19 protein-coding genes are annotated in these 18094 nt (G+C 54.3%); 1 reads left to right on the forward strand and 18 read right to left on the reverse strand.

The features are described from left to right. Positions 1-6: 6 nt before the first annotated feature. The 5 genes from HGKM_RS00180 to HGKM_RS00200 form a co-directional block, all read right to left on the reverse strand. Complete coding sequence (locus HGKM_RS00180; RefSeq protein WP_019133281.1) at positions 7-645, reverse strand: redox-sensing transcriptional repressor Rex; 639 nt, start codon at positions 643-645, stop codon at positions 7-9. Further along, positions 642-1109 (reverse strand): hypothetical protein, encoded by a 468-nt coding sequence (locus HGKM_RS00185; protein ID WP_019133282.1) that lies wholly within the window; start codon positions 1107-1109, stop codon positions 642-644. The genes HGKM_RS00180 and HGKM_RS00185 overlap by 4 nt, the downstream gene beginning before the upstream one ends. Positions 1110-1134: 25 nt before the next feature. Then, positions 1135-2616, reverse strand: a complete 1482-nt coding sequence (cls, locus tag HGKM_RS00190; RefSeq protein WP_019133283.1) for a cardiolipin synthase — start codon at positions 2614-2616, stop codon at positions 1135-1137. A gap of 19 nt (positions 2617-2635) precedes the next feature. Further along, the gene (gene typA / locus HGKM_RS00195; RefSeq protein WP_019133284.1) at positions 2636-4459 is read right to left on the reverse strand and encodes a translational GTPase TypA; all 1824 of its coding nucleotides are present in this window, start codon (positions 4457-4459) and stop codon (positions 2636-2638) included. Positions 4460-4603: 144 nt separating this feature from the next. Continuing rightward, positions 4604-4999 carry an ATP-binding protein gene (locus HGKM_RS00200; protein WP_019133285.1) on the reverse strand — a complete coding sequence of 132 codons (396 nt, stop codon included), beginning with the start codon at positions 4997-4999 and terminating at the stop codon, positions 4604-4606. A 287-nt stretch (positions 5000-5286) separates the two neighbouring features. Here HGKM_RS00200 and rd point away from each other — a divergent pair, with 287 nt between their 5' ends. Then, positions 5287-5448, forward strand: a complete 162-nt coding sequence (rd, locus tag HGKM_RS08400) for a rubredoxin (RefSeq protein WP_019133286.1) — start codon at positions 5287-5289, stop codon at positions 5446-5448. Between the two features lie 73 nt (positions 5449-5521). On the opposite strand, the gene HGKM_RS00205 is transcribed toward rd, so the two are convergent. The 13 genes from HGKM_RS00205 to HGKM_RS08665 all read right to left on the reverse strand — a co-directional run bounded on the left by HGKM_RS00205 (position 5522) and on the right by HGKM_RS08665 (position 18079). Then, complete coding sequence (locus tag HGKM_RS00205) at positions 5522-6250, reverse strand: TVP38/TMEM64 family protein (protein ID WP_019133287.1); 729 nt, start codon at positions 6248-6250, stop codon at positions 5522-5524. Continuing rightward, entirely contained in the window at positions 6247-7566 is a 1320-nt protein-coding gene (locus HGKM_RS00210) for a glycosyltransferase (protein ID WP_019133288.1), read from the reverse strand. Before HGKM_RS00210 ends, HGKM_RS00205 begins: the two co-directional genes overlap by 4 nt. A 12-nt stretch (positions 7567-7578) precedes the next feature. Beyond that, a complete protein-coding gene (gene yihA / locus HGKM_RS00215) occupies positions 7579-8193 on the reverse strand; it encodes a ribosome biogenesis GTP-binding protein YihA/YsxC (protein WP_019133289.1) in 615 nt (204 codons plus the stop codon). A 35-nt stretch (positions 8194-8228) separates the two neighbouring features. Further along, a complete protein-coding gene (gene lon, locus HGKM_RS00220; protein ID WP_019133290.1) occupies positions 8229-10679 on the reverse strand; it encodes an endopeptidase La in 2451 nt (816 codons plus the stop codon). A gap of 104 nt (positions 10680-10783) precedes the next feature. Beyond that, positions 10784-12055 (reverse strand): ATP-dependent Clp protease ATP-binding subunit ClpX, encoded by a 1272-nt coding sequence (gene clpX / locus HGKM_RS00225; RefSeq protein ID WP_019133291.1) that lies wholly within the window; start codon positions 12053-12055, stop codon positions 10784-10786. A gap of 19 nt (positions 12056-12074) precedes the next feature. Beyond that, positions 12075-12656 (reverse strand): ATP-dependent Clp endopeptidase proteolytic subunit ClpP, encoded by a 582-nt coding sequence (gene clpP, locus HGKM_RS00230; protein WP_034578832.1) that lies wholly within the window; start codon positions 12654-12656, stop codon positions 12075-12077. 31 nt (positions 12657-12687) lie between these two features. Beyond that, positions 12688-14073: a trigger factor gene (gene tig / locus HGKM_RS00235; RefSeq protein WP_019133293.1), complete on the reverse strand. Its 1386-nt coding sequence runs from the start codon at positions 14071-14073 to the stop codon at positions 12688-12690. Between the two features lie 114 nt (positions 14074-14187). Beyond that, positions 14188-14550, reverse strand: coding sequence for a hypothetical protein (locus tag HGKM_RS00240; protein ID WP_019133294.1), 363 nt, complete (start codon positions 14548-14550; stop codon positions 14188-14190). Between the two features lie 202 nt (positions 14551-14752). Further along, positions 14753-14887 (reverse strand): FeoB-associated Cys-rich membrane protein, encoded by a 135-nt coding sequence (locus tag HGKM_RS08405; RefSeq protein WP_019133296.1) that lies wholly within the window; start codon positions 14885-14887, stop codon positions 14753-14755. 69 nt (positions 14888-14956) lie between these two features. Then, complete coding sequence (feoB, locus tag HGKM_RS00245; protein ID WP_019133297.1) at positions 14957-17143, reverse strand: ferrous iron transport protein B; 2187 nt, start codon at positions 17141-17143, stop codon at positions 14957-14959. Between the two features lie 100 nt (positions 17144-17243). Next, the gene (locus HGKM_RS00250) at positions 17244-17471 is read right to left on the reverse strand and encodes a FeoA family protein (protein WP_019133298.1); all 228 of its coding nucleotides are present in this window, start codon (positions 17469-17471) and stop codon (positions 17244-17246) included. Further along, positions 17455-17733, reverse strand: coding sequence for a FeoA family protein (locus tag HGKM_RS00255; RefSeq protein ID WP_019133299.1), 279 nt, complete (start codon positions 17731-17733; stop codon positions 17455-17457). The genes HGKM_RS00250 and HGKM_RS00255 overlap by 17 nt, the downstream gene beginning before the upstream one ends. Positions 17734-17908: 175 nt before the next feature. Then, positions 17909-18079 (reverse strand): hypothetical protein, encoded by a 171-nt coding sequence (locus HGKM_RS08665; protein WP_019133300.1) that lies wholly within the window; start codon positions 18077-18079, stop codon positions 17909-17911. Positions 18080-18094: the final 15 nt, after the last annotated feature.

Below are 18094 nucleotides of genomic sequence, written 5' to 3' on the forward strand. Positions count from 1 at the left end.
TATCTTCTAGGCCCCCTGGTAGTCATCCGGGTGGTGGATGTAGTAGGTAAGGGTATGGAGGGATTCCTCCAGGTAGACATTTTCCAAAACGACCCCCTCCTGCAAGCGGATGTCATAGAGGGCAAAGTTCCAGATCCCCTTAATGCCTGCTTGGCTGGCCCGGTCGGCGATTTCCTGGGCTACCCGAGAGGGTGTGGTGATGGTGATGATGTCCAGGCCTTCTTTTTGAATGATGGCCTCCAGCTTATCGATGGAATGGATGACCCGTCCACTGAACTTGGTGCCCACTTTTTCCGGATCCGCATCAAAGAGGGCCTTGAGCTCGTAGTTGGTGTTGGAGAAGAGCTTGGAGTTGGCGATGGCCTCGCCCAGATGGCCGATGCCCACAATGCCGACCTTTTGTCCGGATTCCACCCCGATGATCCTTCCCACCTGGTCCCGGAGGCTGTCGACCCGGTAGCCGAAACCCTGTTGGCCAAAGCCGCCGAAGTGGTTAAGGTCCTGGCGGATCTGGGAGGCGGTAAAGCCGGTAATTTCGCTCAATGCGGCGGAAGAGACTCGCTCCTCTCCCTTTTCAGCAAGAATCGTTAGATAGCGGTAGTATTTCGGCAAACGCCGAACCACCGCCTTGGATATTTTTTTCATTGGGACTCCTTCCTAGGCTCGTCATCCTTGAAAAAGAAAAAGTGGACCAGGTGGAGAAAGACCACCAGGACGCCTAATAATAGGCCCAGGGACATGAGGAAGGTCATGGTGGAATTAGCTAGGATTTTCTGGTAGACACCTGGATCGACGAAAAGCCCCTGGAAAATAAAGATGGCCGGCAGAATCCCTCCGCAAAAATAGGCCGCTTCAACCAGGCCGATGAAGACCTGGAAGCCGTCGATATTGGGGTCCAGGAAAATGGCCAGGCCATGAAGGGCGGCAAAAGCAAGAGACAGGACCAGGAGAACATAGGAAATCCGCTCCATGGTAATGAAGAGGGTGGGATCCTTCATGGTTCCTGAAGATAGCATATAGTCGATGGCCAGGGAAAAGAGGAGGTGGACGGCGACCAGGACAAAGGCCAGTCGGCCGATCCTCCTTGTGGATTTTTTGACCTCGTTCATGGGTAACCTCTTTCTCTCCCCACCTTTATAGAATGGGGGCAAAGAGCCGGCAAATCGGGCTCAGGATCTTGTAACGGAGTGGCATAGTCTTCCACCACTCCTGGGTCAGGAGGGTGGATTTCTCGATATCCTCATCAAAGGCCCGGCGGAGCTCTTGGTTGACTTCCGCCGAATAGACGATTTCCGAGGCTTCAAAATTCAAGGAGAAGGAACGCTCATCGATGTTGGCCGACCCCACCATGGAAAAGACATCGTCGACGATGAGGACCTTGGAATGGAGAAAGCCGTTGTCGTAGCGGTAGATATTGGCCCCGTTCTTGGCAATGGCTTTGGTGAAAGACAGGGTTGCCGGATAGACCACGGGGTGGTCGGGCTTGTCGGGAATCATAATGTTGACTTCCACCCCCTGCTGGAGGGCGATGGTCAAGGCCTCCTGGAATGAAGAGTCCGGTATGTAATAGGGGGTGTGGATGTCGATCCGCTTGTCGGCCTGGTTAATCATCTTGATCATGGCCAGTTTGATGTTTTTCATCTTGGTGTCCGGTCCGGACGAAACCATTTGACAGAGGATGGAACCGGTCCCCTCCATGGGGCGGATATCCGGCTCCAGGGCGGGGTCAAGACCTGTCGCATAATACCAGTCCTGGATAAAGCGGACCTTAATGGCATGGGCTGCAGACCCTTGGATTCTCAGGTGGGTATCCCTCCAGTAACCGAATCTATCATTCAAGCCCAGGTATTCATCTCCGACGTTAAATCCACCAATATAGGAGATGGCATCGTCGATGACGACCAGCTTCCGGTGGTTCCGGTAGTTCATCCGGAGGTTGATGACCCGGAGGAAGGAAGGAAAGAAGATCCCCACCTCAATGCCGGACTCCTTCATTCGACGAAACTCCCGCTTGGAAATGAAGCGGCAGCCAATCCCGTCGGTGAGGAGGCGGACCCGGACTCCTCGTCCCGCCGCCTGAACCAGGTGGTTGATCAATCGGGTGCCCAGACCATCCGACTTGAAAATATAGTATTGGACTTCGATGGAGTGTTGGGCCTGGTCAATATCTTTAATCAGAGCATTAAACTTTTCCTGACCGTCCGTAAAGACCCGGACATCATTGTCGGCAGAAAGGACGGACTGGTTGAGTCTAAGGTTTAAGGTGGCCAGTTCCCCCACCTCCCCCATGGTGGCCCTTTCCTCAAAGTCATCGAAAATATCCGGCAGGTCTCCCAGCATCTTCTCCTGGATCTCGCTCTCCTCCCGGATGAACCGGTCCTGCTCGGCCTTTATCCGGAACATGTTGGTCCGGCGGGTATCCTGGCCCAGGAGGAGGTAGGGGAAAAAGCCGACAATCGGGAGGAGGGTCATGACCAGGATCCACATGAGGGTGGACCGGGCAGGTCTTTCCCGGCCCCAATAGATGATGGTCAAGACCAGGACCAGGTTGATCCACCAATAATTTTCATAAAGAAAGGTATAGATTGTGAGAAAAATCTTTACAAAGAGGTCCATGGTCAGCTCCTAGATGGTCTTATGAATATTTCTTGGACTTATAGCGCTTGTTGGTGTCCAGGATGGCCTTGCGGAGGCGGAGGGCATCCGGGGTGACTTCGATGAGCTCATCCTCTTCCACAAACTCCATCATCTGCTCCAGGCTGAGCTTAAGGGGAGGAGAGAGCTTGAGGGCTTCGTCGGAGGCGGCGGACCGGATGTTGGTCAGGGCCTTTTTCTTGCAGACGTTGACCTCGATATCCAGACCCTTGGGGTTGGCCCCCACCACCTGACCTTCATACACTTCCACGCCGGGTTCAATAAAGAGTTGACCCCGATCCTGGGCGGCAAAGAGCCCATAGCCTGTGGCTTCCCCGGTTTCAAAGGCGATCAGGGACCCGGTTGGCCGGCGGGGGATCTCCCCTTTATAGGGGGCATATTCCAAAAACTCGTTGTTGAGGACCCCGGTCCCCCGGGTATCCGTCAAAAGCTGCTGGCGGTAACCGATCAGGCCCCGGGCAGGAATGTTGAAGATGAGCCGGGTGTAGCCGGATGGGGTGGTCTTGATTTCCTGGAGTTCTCCCTTCCGCCGGCCAAGGGCCTGGATGACGGCTCCGGAGAATTCCTGGTCGATGTCCACGACCACCTCTTCGATGGGCTCCATCTTGTGGCCTTTTTCATCGGTCCGGAAGAGGACTTCCGGCTTGGAGACCTGGAACTCATAGGATTCCCGCCTCATTTTCTCAATCAAGACGGAAAGGTGGAGTTCACCGCGGCCGCTGACTTTGAAGGAATCCGTCCCCTCCCCTTCCTCAACCCGGAGGGAAACATCCGTTTCCAGCTCCTTGAAAAGGCGGGCCCGGAGGTGGCGGGAGGTAACGTATTTTCCTGACTGACCGGCAAAGGGGGAATCGTTGACCGAGAAAGTCATCTGGAGGGTGGGCTCTGAAATCTTGACAAAAGGCAGGGGGGAGGGATCCTCCGGATCGCAGAGGGTGTCCCCCACTTCGATCCCCTCCACCCCGGAAACGGCGATGATGGATCCGACTCCGGAGGATTCGACCGGGACCCGCTTGAGTCCGTCGAATTCAAAGATCTTGGTGATTTTGACTTCCCGGTCCACTTCAGGATTATTGTAGTTTTTGATGGTGACGTGGTCCCCTACCTTGACCTGACCCTGGCCGATCTTCCCGATCCCGATCCGGCCCACATAGTCATTGTAGTCGCAGGTGGAGATGAGAAGTTTGAAGGGGCCCTCGCTGTCCCCTTCAGGGGAAGGGATGGCTTCCAGGATCATGTCCATCATGGGGGCCATATCGGTCCCTTTTTTGTCCTGGTCCCGGCTGGCCCATCCCTCCCGGGCGGAGGCATAGATGATGGGGGAATCCAGATAGGACTCCGGCGCATCCACGGCGATAAAGAGGTCCAGAAGTTCGTCCTTGACCTCATCGACCCGGGCATCGGCCCGGTCCACCTTGTTGATGCAGAGGATGGCGGGTAGGCCCAGATCTACGGCCTTCCGGAGGACAAACTTGGTTTGGGGCATGGGGCCCTCGAAGGCGTCCACCAGGAGGATGACTCCATCGCACATTTTCAACACCCGTTCCACTTCGCCGCCGAAATCAGCGTGTCCCGGGGTGTCAATAATATTAATTTTCGTCCCTTTGTAGTTGACCGCAGTGTTCTTGGAGAGGATGGTGATCCCCCGCTCCCGCTCTAGGTCGCCGGAATCCATGACCCGGTCCTGGATTTCCTGGTTCTGTCGGATGGATCCGGAGACCCGGAGGAGCCCATCCACCAGGGTGGTCTTGCCATGGTCAACATGGGCGATAATCGCAACATTTCGTATATCTTGTCTTTTCATTCTTACTCCCTAACTGTATTCCATAAAGGACCGGTTTGGCCGGATCCTTCTTATCCTATTAATTTTAACATAAAAAAAGACCCTGTCTCCGAGAAATCCCGATCCATCCGTGCTTGGAAGGGAGTCCTCATGGCGATCCAGGGCCTAGGAGTGATGAAATTTATAGATGCAGTGGACCTCACTTTTATTGACCGTCAGCTCTTCCACCAAGGCTTCCACGATCATGAGCCCCCTTCCGGAGGCCTTCATCTTCTGTGCCAAACAGGGCCCTTCCCAGGTCACCCCACTGCCTTCATCTCGGACGGAGATGGAAATGACCTCATCATCCGCCGTCACATCGATCGAAACAATCTTGTCGGGATTGTTCCGGTTCCCATGCTCGCAGGCGTTGATCATGAGCTCCGAGATCACCAGGCGGATATCCTGGAGGCTGGACCGGTCCATGGGGAGGTGGCGGTCGATCTCTCGGACGATCCGGAGGGTGTGGTCGCAGATGGAGGAAATTTCGCTGGGGATGGTACCGGAATACCGATAAAGCACGAAAGCCTCCTTTCTACGCCGGGCTCCATGAGCCGAAGGCGGGTCTACCGATTGATCCCTAAGTTTGCTCTTTCTCTTTAATTCTCACACAGCCCTTTTATACCCCTGGAAATTGACAAGTAATCAGGCCGGGGAGGCCAAAGGGGCCGGAAGAAGGAAAAGGAGTCAAAAGAAAAAATCCGACGAAATCCTTTCACTTTATCGTTTGGATTGCTCGGACTATGGTATATATTTAGTGTACCTTATCGAATCCCGGGGATGTCCGGGAAAAACTCAAGGAGGAAAGTATGAAAAAGTATGAATGTGAAGCTTGCGGCTATATCTATGATCCTGAAAAAGGCGATCCCATGAGCGATATCGCTGCCGGAACTGCTTTTGAAGACCTGCCTGAAGATTGGGTTTGCCCTGTCTGTGGCGCCGGCAAAGACCAGTTTTCAGTGGTTGAATAAGCCAATCTCGATTCCTGAAATAAAAGAAGCCCGGTTGGAGCGGAGTGCCCGCCCCGACCGGGCTTTTTTTATGTTATAGACCTTCCAGGAAGCGGAGTCCCTTGTTAATCCCCCAGTCCAGGAAAAAGGAGTAAGCCAGGATGGAGGGGATTTTGGCCCAAAGTAGGTGAAAAAGAAAATAAGAAAACTTCATATTGGACAGGCCGGCCAGCATGCAGACAAAGTCATCCGGGGCAAAAGGCAGGAGGATGATCAGGACGAAGGCCCGGTTGACCTTCTTCTCATGCTTTTCCATCCAGCGGGTGTATTTGACATAGGTTTCTTCCTTGACCATGGACCGGACAAAGACGGTTCCAAAGATCCGGGCCAGGAAGAAGTCACCGATGGAGCCCAGGATGATGCCAACATAATTGTAGATAAAGCCCCACAGGGGCCCAAAGAGGTAGACCCCGATAACCAGGGTCAGCCCACCCGGGATGATGGGGACGATGCACTGGAGGATCTGGATGGCGATGAAGACAATGGGTCCCCAGATCCCGAAGCCTTGGATAAAGTCCACCATGACCTGCTTGTTGGTGAAAAGGCCGGCCCGGTAGGCCAGGATGGCCAAAAGGATGGAGAGGACAATCCCCAGGATGGTGATGGTCTGGATGATCCGCCGGTTCCCTTGGATGGTCTTTTCCGACAAGGCCTCTTCCATAGTGTCCAGCCGGTCTTCCATCCGGGACAGTCTCCCCTTTTTCTTCCCCTGGCTTTCCGGATCCGGCCCTTTGGCTTCCTGTTGTTGAAGGTCCTCCTTCATTTCAGGGTTCCCTTCTTCGCCAGGCTCTTGGTCTTCATCCGGAAGCTGGCCCGGGACCACTTGGCCCGCATGATGTCGTAAAACTTCCCATAATCGGACCGGTTCGTCAAAAGGGTAAACTGGTCAGCCAGCTTGCTCATGATCCGCTCCCTCTCCAGCTGGCTCTTTCCCGGGGTTTCCAGAACCCGCTCATAAAGAGCATTGACCCGGTCGCCGAATCGTTCCGTCCCAAAGGCCTCCCGGCTATCCCAGGCCGCCCGGCTCATGGCAGCCAAACGGTCGGGGTCATCCACCAGGGCTTTGATCCGGTCGACGGCCTGGTCTATCGTATCAAAGATAAAGCCGTCCACCCCTTCCTGGATGACCTCCACCGGCGCATCGTCCCTTCGGGCGATGACCGGGCGTCCGTTGGCCAAGGCCTCGATATAGGTCAGGCCCTGGGTCTCGGAAACGGAAGCAGAGATAAAGAAAGAGAAGAGCCTATAATACTTGCCCACCTCGTCGGGAGAAACCATGCCGGTAAAGCGGACCCTGTCCCGGATCTCCAAAGAGTCCACTTCTTCTTCCAATTGCTTCCGGTACTTCCCGTCTCCGACTAGGACCAGGTAAACATCCGGCCTTTCCTCCAGGAGCCTCTTGTGGGCCTGGAGGACCTCATCCAAATTCTTCTCCTCCGCCAGCCGGCCGACAGACCCATAGATAAGGGCATCCTCAGGAATATCCAGCTTCCGGACCATGGCCTTCCTCTCCTCTTCGGACAGGCTGACCTCATACTTGGACAGGTCGATCCCTGTGGGAATGACCACCACATGGTCCGCCACCCCCTTCTGAAAAAGGAGGCGCTTGGTCTTCCGGGTGGGGGCGATGACCACGTCAGCGGTCCGGAGGCGGACCCGCATGACCGGGGCGATGAGGTCCTGCATGACCTGTCCCGGAAGGACGTATTGAACATAGTGCTCATAGAGGGTGTGGTAGGTATGGACGATAGGGGCCTTGCATCGTTTGGCGATCCGCTCCACAAAAGAATAGGTGAAAAATTCACATTGGGAATGGATGATGTCCGGGCACCAGTAGCAGACCTCGTCTAAAAGCTTGCTGCTGATCATCAGGGAGGCCCGGACATCCGGATAAATATTCAAGGGCATAGAACCTACATAATAGGTCTTTCCGGAAGAGTAGGAATTGTGGTTGGGTGAAAGACAAAGGAGACGGACATCGTGCCCCTTCTTTTCCAGCTCTTTCATGAGGTTGAGGACAGAGACAATGACCCCATTGACTTGGGAGGGATTTAAATCGGAAGTCAGGAGGATTTTCATGGCTTTCTCCTTCTAAAGTTCTTGGGGATCAACCGACTCGCTTTGGCCGAGGATGCTGTCAATTCGGGACCAGGCTTCTTGGACCCCACTTCCTTTGACCGCGGAAAAGGGGATGAGGAGGGACCGGTCGGGAATTTGGAGGCTGGAGACCAGGACCGACTCGGCCTGGCCCTGCTTGTTTCTGGATAGCTTATCCGCCTTGGTCCCGATGACGGTTCCTGAAAATTGGCCATCCAGGATCCAGTCGTACATCTCCCGGTCCATGAGGTTGGGCTCATGGCGGAGGTCGGCCAGGAGGAAGACGTCGACCAGGTTATCCCGGTCGGCCAGGTAGTCGTTGATGAACTTGGCCCATGAGGCCCGGTCCTTCTTGGAGACCCGGGCATAGCCATAGCCCGGCAGGTCAACCAGGCGGAAGAGGCCGTTAATGTTATAGAAGTTGATGGTCCGGGTCTTGCCAGGGGATGAGGAGGTGTAGGCCAGCTTCTTCCGCTTGCAGAGGGCGTTGATGAAGCTGGACTTGCCCACATTGGACCGACCCACCATGGCGATTTCCGGCAGGGGGGCCTGGGGCCAACCCTCCGGAGCCTGGGCCATGGCCTCCAGGCAGGCGTCTTTTACCTTCATCAGTCCTCCTTTCCGAGGCTAGAGGGGTCATGGACCTAGTGGGCCCGGGGTCTGGCCTCATCCTCTTCCTTTCCTTCATGGTTCCGGGAAAATCCTATGGTTCCCGCTTTTTTGTCGGATTCAAAGATAATTTCTTCTTCCCTCTCCACCGGGCTGAGGAGGGCTTTTTGGATGAGGTCATCTACCCGGTCAACAGGGATGAAGGTCATCCCCTCGATGGACGCCTTCTCCACCTCTTCCAGGTCCCGCATATTCTCCTTGGGAAGGAAGACGGTGTCGATCCCGTAGCGCTTGGCAGCCAGGACCTTTTCCCGGATCCCGCCCACGGGAAGGACATGGCCGTTCAGGGTGATCTCCCCGGTCATGGCCACGTCGGAGCGGACGGGCCGCTGGGTCAGGATGGAGACGATGGCGGTCAGGATGGAAACCCCTGCCGATGGCCCGTCCTTGGGGACAGACCCCTCGGGCATGTGGATGTGAATGTCCTCAAAAGTGTAGAAGGAGGAGGAGATCCCATAGCGGCCGGCATTGGACCGGATATAGGAGATGGCCAGCTCTGCGGATTCCTTCATTACCTCCCCCATGGACCCGGTCAGGAGTAGGCCCCCACGACCGGCCATCTTGTTGGCTTCAATCAGGAGGAGTTCTCCCCCCACCTCGGTCCAGGCCAAGCCGTTGACCACCCCAATTTGGGGGGTATTGGTCCGCTCATCGTCCAGGTACTTGGGCTGGCCCAGGAAGTCCGACAGGTTGGTCTGGTTGACCCGGACCTTGTCGGCCCCTTCCACGATCTTCCGGGCTGACCGCCGGCAAATCTTCCCAATTTGGCGTTCCAGCTCCCGGACTCCGGATTCCCGGGTGTAGCTCCGGATAATGGTTGTCAGGATGGGACGGGGGATGGCCAAATTGGCCGCCTTGAGTCCCGCCTCCTCCCTCTGCTTTTTCACCAGGTAGCGGGCGGCAATCTCCAGCTTCTCATCTTCCGTGTAGCCGGGAATCCGGATGACTTCCATCCGGTCCAGGAGGGGACGGGGAATGGTCGTCGTGGTGTTGGCTGTGGTAATAAACATGACCTGGGAGAGGTCGAAGGGGACCTCCAGATAGCGGTCATGGAATTCAAAGTTCTGCTCGGGATCCAGGACTTCAAGGAGGGCGGAGGCCGGGTCTCCCCGGAAGTCGGACCCGATCTTATCCACCTCATCGAAAAGGAAGACGGGGTTCATGGACTTGGACCGCATCATCTGGGCAATAACCCGACCGGGCATGGCCCCGATGTAGGTCTTGCGGTGGCCGCGAATTTCCGACTCATCCGTCACTCCACCCAGTCGCATGGAGGTAAACTCCCGCTTGATGGCCCGGGCGATGGACCGGACTATGGACGTCTTCCCCACGCCCGGAGGGCCAACCAGGCAGAGGATAGACCCTTTGGAGTCAGCCCGGAGTTGGCGGACGGCCATAAATTCCAGGATCCGGTCCTTGACGTCCTTAAGACCATAGTGGTCCCGGTCCAAAATTTCCTGGCTCTTGACCAGGTCCTTCCGGTCCTTGGTGTATTTCCCCCAGGGAAGAGCCAGGACGGTATCCAGGTAGGTCCGGGAGACATTGACGTCCGGCGACATGGGCGAAAGATAGGTGAGCTTTTCCACCTCCTTGAGAACCACCTCCCGGGCTTCTTCCGGCATCTTCAGAGCCTTGACCCTTTCCTCATAGCTTTCAGCGATGGAGAGGGGGTCGGACCCGTCATCATCCATCTGCTCCCGGAGGATCTGGATCTGCTCTTGAATCAGGAAATCCTTCTGATTCTTCTTGACCCGGTCCTGGGCTTCTTCTGAAATCTGTTGCTCCAGAACGGTCAGCTTGGCCTGGAGGTCCAAGGCGGACTGGACCATGACCAGGCGCTCATCGACATTGAGCTCGGTCAGGATATCCTGGGCCTCCTCATAGCTGAGGTCCAAATGGGAAGCCACCTCATCCGCCAGGGCCCCGGGGTCGTCCGACTGGAGGCGGGGCAAGAGAAGAAAGTCCGGGATCCCCATGGAGGTCCGGAAGAAGGAGAGGGCGGAAGAAGAAACCAGACGGGCAAGAAGGGCCCGGTTGTCATTTTCCTCCAACTCATCCGGGTCGTAGTGGTACTTGACCACTTCCGCTTCCACATAGGGGGAGGTCCGGATAAAGCGTTGGATCTCCGCCCGGCAGAGTCCCTCCACAATGACCTTGGAATTCCCGCCCAGGAGCTGGAAGTTCTGGCGGACAGCCACCATGGTCCCCATGGTCATGTAGTCCTCCAGGCCGGGATTATCCACCGAAGGATCCTGTAGAGCCAGGAGGAGGACCTCCTGGTTGTTTTTTACAGCTTGGTCGAGAACGGCTTCTTCCCGCTCACTCTCCAGGTCAAAGGTCAGGGCCCCGCCGGGAAAGACGATCTCCGTGCGGGCTAAGAGAACGGGACAGACCGTTTTTTCGACATGGTAATATTTTTTCGTCATACTTCCTCCTGTGTCCTGGGCCTGGCGACAAGCAAAGGACGATCATCCACCGGTTGGTTATGAAATAAAGGACAGCCGGCCAGGGCCGGCTGTCGAATTACCATTCAGCGAACATTCAAGGGCATGGACTGCTGGCCGACCATTTCCGTCTGCCTGAGGAGGTCGGGCTCGGCCTCCCCTTCTACCACATCCTTGGTAATGACGCACTGCCGGATATCATCCAGGTCGGGAATGTCAAACATGGGTTGGCGGAGGAGCTTCTCCATGATTGACCGGAGGCCTCGGGCCCCCATTTTTCGTTCAAAGGATTCCCGGGCGATGGCCTCCAAGGCATCCTGGTCAAAGAGGAGGTCCACCCCATCTAGGCGGAAGAGCTCCTTATACTGCTTAACCAGGGCGTTCTTGGGTTCCAGGAGGATCCGCTGGAGGGCATCCACCGAAAGCTCCTGGAGAGCGACCAGGACCGGGAGACGGCCGATGAGTTCCGGAATTAGACCGAACTTCATCAGGTCCTCGGGTATCACATCTTTAAGGGTGTCGGATAGGGATTCCTGGGAGTGGTCCACCTTCTCCTGGTTGAAGCCGATGGGGTTCTCCCCCTTCCTCTTTTCCACCACTTTTTCGATTCCGTCGAAGGCTCCGCCCACGATGAAGAGGATGTTGCTGGTATCCACCTGGATCATCTCCTGGCGGGGATGCTTGCGGCCGCCCTGGGGCGGGACACCGGCCACCGTCCCTTCGATCAGCTTAAGGAGGGCCTGCTGGACCCCCTCTCCGGAAACATCCCGGGTGATGGAGGGGTTCTCCGACTTCCGGGCGATTTTATCAATTTCGTCAATATAAATGATCCCATGCTCAGCCAACTCCACGTCGAAATCGGCAGCTTGGAGGAGGCGGAGGATGATGTTCTCCACATCCTCGCCCACATAGCCGGCTTCCGTCAAAGTGGTGGCATCGGCAATGGCGAAGGGAACCCGGAGGGTCTTTGCCAAGGTCTGGGCCAGGAGGGTCTTCCCGGAACCTGTCGGTCCGATCAGGCAGATGTTGGACTTTTGAATGTCCACCTCCGTCTCATGACCCCGGTAAATCCGCTTATAGTGGTTGTAGACCGCTACGGAGAGGGTCTTTTTTGCCTCCTCCTGGTCAATGACATAGTCGTCCAGGACGGCCTTGATTTCCTTGGGTGTGGGAAGCTGGATTCCCGAATCCCGGGCCGGATAGCGGTCTGCCTTTTCTTCTTCGATAATCTCTCCGCAGAGGGCAATGCATTCATCGCAAATGAAGCTTCCCTCCGGTCCGGCGATCATCTTTTCAACTTCATCCGAACTCTTTCCGCAAAAAGAGCAGTGGATCGTTTCATCATGGTAATCGGCCATTTTTCCTCCGATCCCTAACTCACATGGACTCAATCACGTCGTCGATCAAGCCGTATTCCTTGGCCTCCTTGGCGGTCAGCCAGCGGTCACGGTCGGTATCCCTTTCCACTTTCTTTAGGGGCTGACCCGTCCGATCCGAAAGGATCTTGTTCAGGATCTTCTTGGTTTCCAAAATCTTCTTGACCGTGATCTCGACATCCGAAGCCATTCCCTGGGCTCCGCCCGAAGGCTGGTGGATCATGACGTCCGAATTGGGGAGGGCGAACCGCTTCCCCTTCTCACCGGCGGCCAGAAGAACGGCTCCCATGGAGGCGGCCATACCCACACAGATGGTGGAGACATCCGACTTGATGTAGTTCATGGTGTCGTAAATGGCCAGGCCCGCTGTCACCTCTCCCCCGGGGGAGTTGATGTAGAGCTGGATATCCTTGGAGGGGTCCTTGGACTCCAGGTAAAGAAGCTGGGCCACAATCAAATTGGCCATATTGGTTTCAATGGGGCCGGTCACGAAAATAATCCGCTCTTCCAAAAGGCGGGAGTAGATATCATAGGCCCGCTCTCCACGATTGGTTTGCTCAATCACTGTTGGAATTAATGGCATTATACCTCCTTATATGTCTCACCAGTGTCCCTTATTCCTGGGATTCTGTCTCACTTTCGTCCTTTTTTGTCTCATTCTGTCCCGAATCAGCCTTTTCTTCTTCCTCTTTTTTCACGTCCTTCTCATCCACATACTGGACCTGTTCCATGAGGTGTTCAATGGCCTTTCTCTTCTTGACGTCTTCTTCAACCAGCTTCTCATTGCCCAGCTCTTTGACCTTTTTGATGAAATCATCCGTGTCTTTTGCGCCATAGGCCTCGCCGATCTTCTTGAGCTCTTCGTTCAGTTCCTCTTCACTCACCTCCGGCTGGAGTTGGTCAACCAGGGCCTGGAGGCAGAGGTCACCGGACAGGCGAAGGGTGGCCATGGGCCGCTGCTGGGCCCGGAATCCGTCCAAATCCATCCCGGTGTACTGGAGGTATTGGTCCAGGGTAATTCCCATCTGACCGACTTGGTTGGCCATGTTCCGAACTTCAATCTCCACCTGCTCATCCACCATGGAATCGGGCAGGTCAAACTTAGAAATGTCGATCAGGCCCTGAACAGCCTGGTTCTCCTGGTCAGCTTTCGCAGAATCTTCCGCCCGCTTCTCCAGGTCCTTCCGGATGGAAGCCTTATATTCATCCAAGGTGTCATATTCGGACACGTCCTGGGCAAAGTCATCATCCAATTCGGGAACCTGCTTTTTATGAATATCGTTCAAGACGACGTGGAAGACCGCCTCTTTGCCGGCCAGGTCTTCTGCGTGGTATTCCTCGGGGAAGGTGACATTGACATCAAATTCCTGGCCCTTTTCGTGGCCGATGATTTGGTCCTCAAAGCCGGGGATGAAGGAGCCGGACCCGATTTCCAGGTCATGTCCTTCGTCTTTCCCACCTTCAAAAGGAACTCCGTCCACTGAACCTTCATAGTCGATGTTGACGGTGTCTCCCTCCTGGACAGGACGCCCTTCAACAGGTTCAAGAACGGCATTCTTTTCCTGTTCAACTTTGATCATCTCATCGACCTGTTCCTCTTTCACCTCCACGGGGCGCTTGACCACCTGGATGGTGGAGAGGTCGCCCAGCTCGGGATGGGGTAGGAGGTCCGTGGTCACTTCAAGAATGATAGGCTTGCCCTCTTCCATCTCCTTAAGGTCGATATCGGGCTGACCAACGGGCTCCAGGCCCAATTCCTTGGTGGCCTTATCGATCTCCTGGGGGAGCATGTCGTTCAGGCCTTCTTCAAAGAAGACGCCCTTGCCATAGTTGGCTTCGATGATCTTCCGGGGGGCCTTCCCCTTCCGGAAGCCGGGAATTTGGAAACGGCCTCTGAGCTTTTTATAGGCCTCATTCATAAAGGGTTCAAGATCCTCATGGGAGATTTCAAGGGTATAAACCGCCTTGCCGTTTTCGTTGGATACCAATTTTGCAGTCATGTTTTCTTCATCCTCGCTTTACTAATTCACTACTCAATAATAGGCACACTATTCAGTTATTATACCACAGTCTAGCCGGCTTAATCGCCCATCCTGTCCTATCCGGCCGATAAATTACATCTGATTTTTTTTGCTTTTCCATATAAAGTAAAGAGGATACACCAGAGCGGGAAAAAGAAAAAGAGAAAGAAAAACAACAATGTTTCCAAGCGTTGGTTCATAAGAAGAAGGGACAGCAGCAAAAAGGAGAAGGAGCAGAACAGCGTTAAAAAAAAGGGCTATGCCTAATATAGGCAAGATCTCATGAAGACTTGCTTTCTTATCCGCAAAATACATGATACAAGCAAATTCAGGAAGTATAAAAAAAGCATAGCTTTCGATAATCTCTCCATAGGAGTCCGGGAATATCCGGGTCATCAGGAAAAGCCCTAAAAGGAGGATGGTTGCCTGACCTAAAAAAGACAAAAAACCTTTCATCATTACTTCCTTTCTGGTTATCCGATCGGTTTGTTGTTTGGACTAATGATACCTGTTCAAGGATAGGAGGGGCAATGAATTTTTCAGGCTCTTTGATGGGCATAGGGTCTTCTTTTACGGTTCTTCCCATTTCGACTTTCCGCTGGCCAGGAAAAGAAAAAAGCTCCCACCTTATCTAGGCGGGAGCTTTTTCTTCTTTGGTTTATTTCTTCGACTTCATACAAGTCGAGCAGTGGGGGCAGGAGGCACATCCCCCTTGTTTGTGGTCCTTCACGAGTTTACGAACCAGGAAAACCACTAGGAGGGCTACTGCGGCAAGAATAAGAAGATCCGGCATCCTTCCTCCTTTCTAAAGGTCGGCTTGCTTGCCAACCATGATTCATCAAACAGGGTTACGGGTGTTCAGTTACCGGCTCTCTCCATAGGCGGGCTTGCCCTCTAAAAGTTTCTTGGAGGGGTCGGGCCGGAAAAGGAGATAGAGGCCAAAGAGGAGGACAGCCAGGGCGACAATAGTCCAAATGGTGACCCCGCCTCCTGTAAAGAAGAGGGCACCCTGGTAGAAGATCAGGGACAGGGAATAGGCAAAGACGGTTTGATAACCCAAGCCCATGAGGGTCCACTTCCGGCCCGGCAGCTCCCGGTTCATAGCCCCGATAGCGGCAAAGCAGGGGGCGCAGTAGAGGTTGAAGAGGAGGAAGGAGAAGCCGGAAAGGGCCGTATAGTGGGAGGTGATGGGGGCAAGGGCCTGCCAGTCTCCCGCTTCGATCAGGTCAAGGGCATCGCCCGAGACACCGAAGATGATACCGACGATGGACATGAGGTTTTCTTTTGCTACCAGACCGGAAACGGTACCAACAGCCGACTCCCAGGTGTCAAAGCCCAGGGGCTTGAAGATCCAAGCGAAGGACCGGCCGATGGCAGCTAGGATGGACTCATCAACGGCTTCATCCACCCATCCTAAGCCCTCGGGGGTAAAGCCCACATGGAGGAGGGTTGTGATGACAATGGAGGAGAGGAGGATGATGGTCCCCGCCTTTTTCACGAAAGCGGCGCAGCGTTCCCAAACCGACCGGAGGATGCCGGACAGGCTGGGCAGACGGTATTCCGGCAACTCCATAACAAAGGGAGAGGGGTCGCCGGCAAAGCGCTTAGTTTTCTTTAAGATAATTCCGGAAACAATAACAGAGCCAATCCCGATGAAGTAGAAGATCGGGCCAAACCACCAAGCACCGCCGAAGAGGGCGCCGCCGAAGAAGGCGATGACAGGGAGCTTGGCTCCGCAAGGCATAAAGGAGGTCGTGATGGCTGTCATGTAGCGGTCTTTATCATTTTCGATGGTCCGGGAGCCCATGATGGCGGGGACGGAACAACCTGTCCCGATCAGCATGGGGATGAAGGACTTGCCGGACAAGCCGAATCTCCGGAATATCCGGTCCAGGATAAAGGCAATCCGGGCCATGTAGCCGGTTTGTTCCAAGAAGGCCAGGCAGAGGAAGAGGACCGCCATCTGGGGGATAAAGCCCAAAACAGCACCCACGCCGGCGATCACGCCGTCAACGATCATTCCGATCAGCCAGGCGGAAACGCCTATATTTTCCAAGAATGTTTGGGTCCCTCCCTGGAGCCATTCAGCGACGAAGACGTCGTTGACCCAGTCGGTTCCGAAGGTGCCAACAGTGGAGATGGAGAGATAGTAGACCAGGAAGATGACCAGGGCAAAGATAGGCAGGGCCAAAATCCGGTTGGTCACAATCTGATCAATCCGGTCTGTTAGGGACTTCTTTCCGGGATTCTTTTCTTTATAGACCCCGTCCAGAATCTTAGCAATCTCGCTATAGCGGGCAGCAGAAATGATGGACTGGCTGTCGTCGTCCATCTTCTCCTCGAAAGCCAGGATCTCATCTTCCATGGCTTTGGGGATTTGGACGTCCTTCAGCGTTTCTTCATCCAACTCCAGGGCCTTGACCGATAGCCAGCGGTCGCTGATAGCGTCAAGCTTCTTCTTGGCTTCTGGCTCAATCGTGAGGCTGGATAGGCCGCTATGGACCTTTTCGATGGTCTCTTCAATTTCCGGACTGAAAGTCATGGGGCTGGGTGCTTTCCCGGTCAGGAGGCTGGCGTTTACTGCGTTGACCAGTTCAGGGATCCCCTCCTCCTTTAAAGCGGAGATTTCCACCACGGGAAGGCCCAAGCGGTCGGAAAGTCCCTTGGTATCCAGGTGGTCGCCGGACTTCTCAATCAGGTCCATCATATTGCAGGCCAGAACTACTGGGATCCCCATATCCATAACCTGGCTGGTCAGGTAGAGGTTTCTTTCCAGGTTGGATGCATCAACAATGTTGATGATGCAGTCCGGTCTGGCATCCAGGAGGTACTTCCGGGCGATGACCTCTTCCATCGTATAGGGGGAGAGGGAGTAAATACCCGGAAGGTCGACCAGGCTCAGGTCTTTGTTTTTCTTGATTTGGCCCACTTTTTTTTCCACGGTAACGCCAGGCCAGTTTCCCACATGGGCAGAGGCCCCGGTGAGGAGGTTGAATAGGGTGGTTTTTCCGGAATTCGGATTGCCCACCAAGGCAATGGTCTTCTTCATTTTTACACTCTTTCTATGTATCCGATCTCTTCCCCTCTTCTTGAGCGGCTTCGTTAGTATATGCTAACTCCATAGGAAAAAGAAAGGGCTTCCGCCCGACTTAGAGATTCTTGATCTCGATATCCTTTCCGTCTTCCTTGCGGATGCTCAGGTTATAGCCTTTAATCACAATTTCAACAGGATCACCCAGAGGGGCAACCTTAACCACATCAAAAGGCGTCCCTTTGATCAATCCCATATCTTGGAAGCGTCTCTTTAAAGGGCCGCGTCCATGGACACGGACCACCTCGGCCCGGTCCCCCGGTTTTAAGTCAAGTAAAGTTTTCACGAATAAGTCCTCCTTGTTGAATTTCTGTTTCCTCCTGAACAGACTCCTGGGGGTGGACTTGGACCTTATCCAAGAGCTCCCTGGAAACGCCCAGTCGAGTCTGATTTAAAAGGATAATGAAGTTTTGTTGCAGAGAAGAAAGAACCTGAACCTTGGCACCAGGAATCAGGCCCATATTGGCCAGCTGGCGCTGTACCTTGTCCCTCCCCCGAATGCTGTCTACGACGTAGGCTTTACCTACATCTGCCATGGATAAATTCATTTTTTCCTCCGCTCTACTTTCAATTTTTCACATATGTCCCTTCGTAAGCATATATTAACACACCCTTTTCCTTTTGTTAATAGTTACTAACCAAAAGCTTTGTATAAAAAATTGGCATGGAGGTCCATGCCAAGGAAAATACGAATCTGCGCCTGTCGAAAAGAATTTTTCCCAATTATTGATTCACAGCGTGCAGAGGAGAAATAACAATAACGCCACCAAAATCGATCATCATGCGGACCGGTTCTCTAAAATCGCGATTGGCGATATAGCCCAAATTGGAGTGCTTGCTAGTTTCTTTATTGTTCCGCTTATCACTGCCATGACCTAAGAAAAATTTCAACATTTTGATTTCCTTTCT

The organism is Kallipyga massiliensis ph2, assembly GCF_000311985.1.
GTDB lineage: Bacteria > Bacillota > Clostridia > Tissierellales > Peptoniphilaceae > Kallipyga > Kallipyga massiliensis.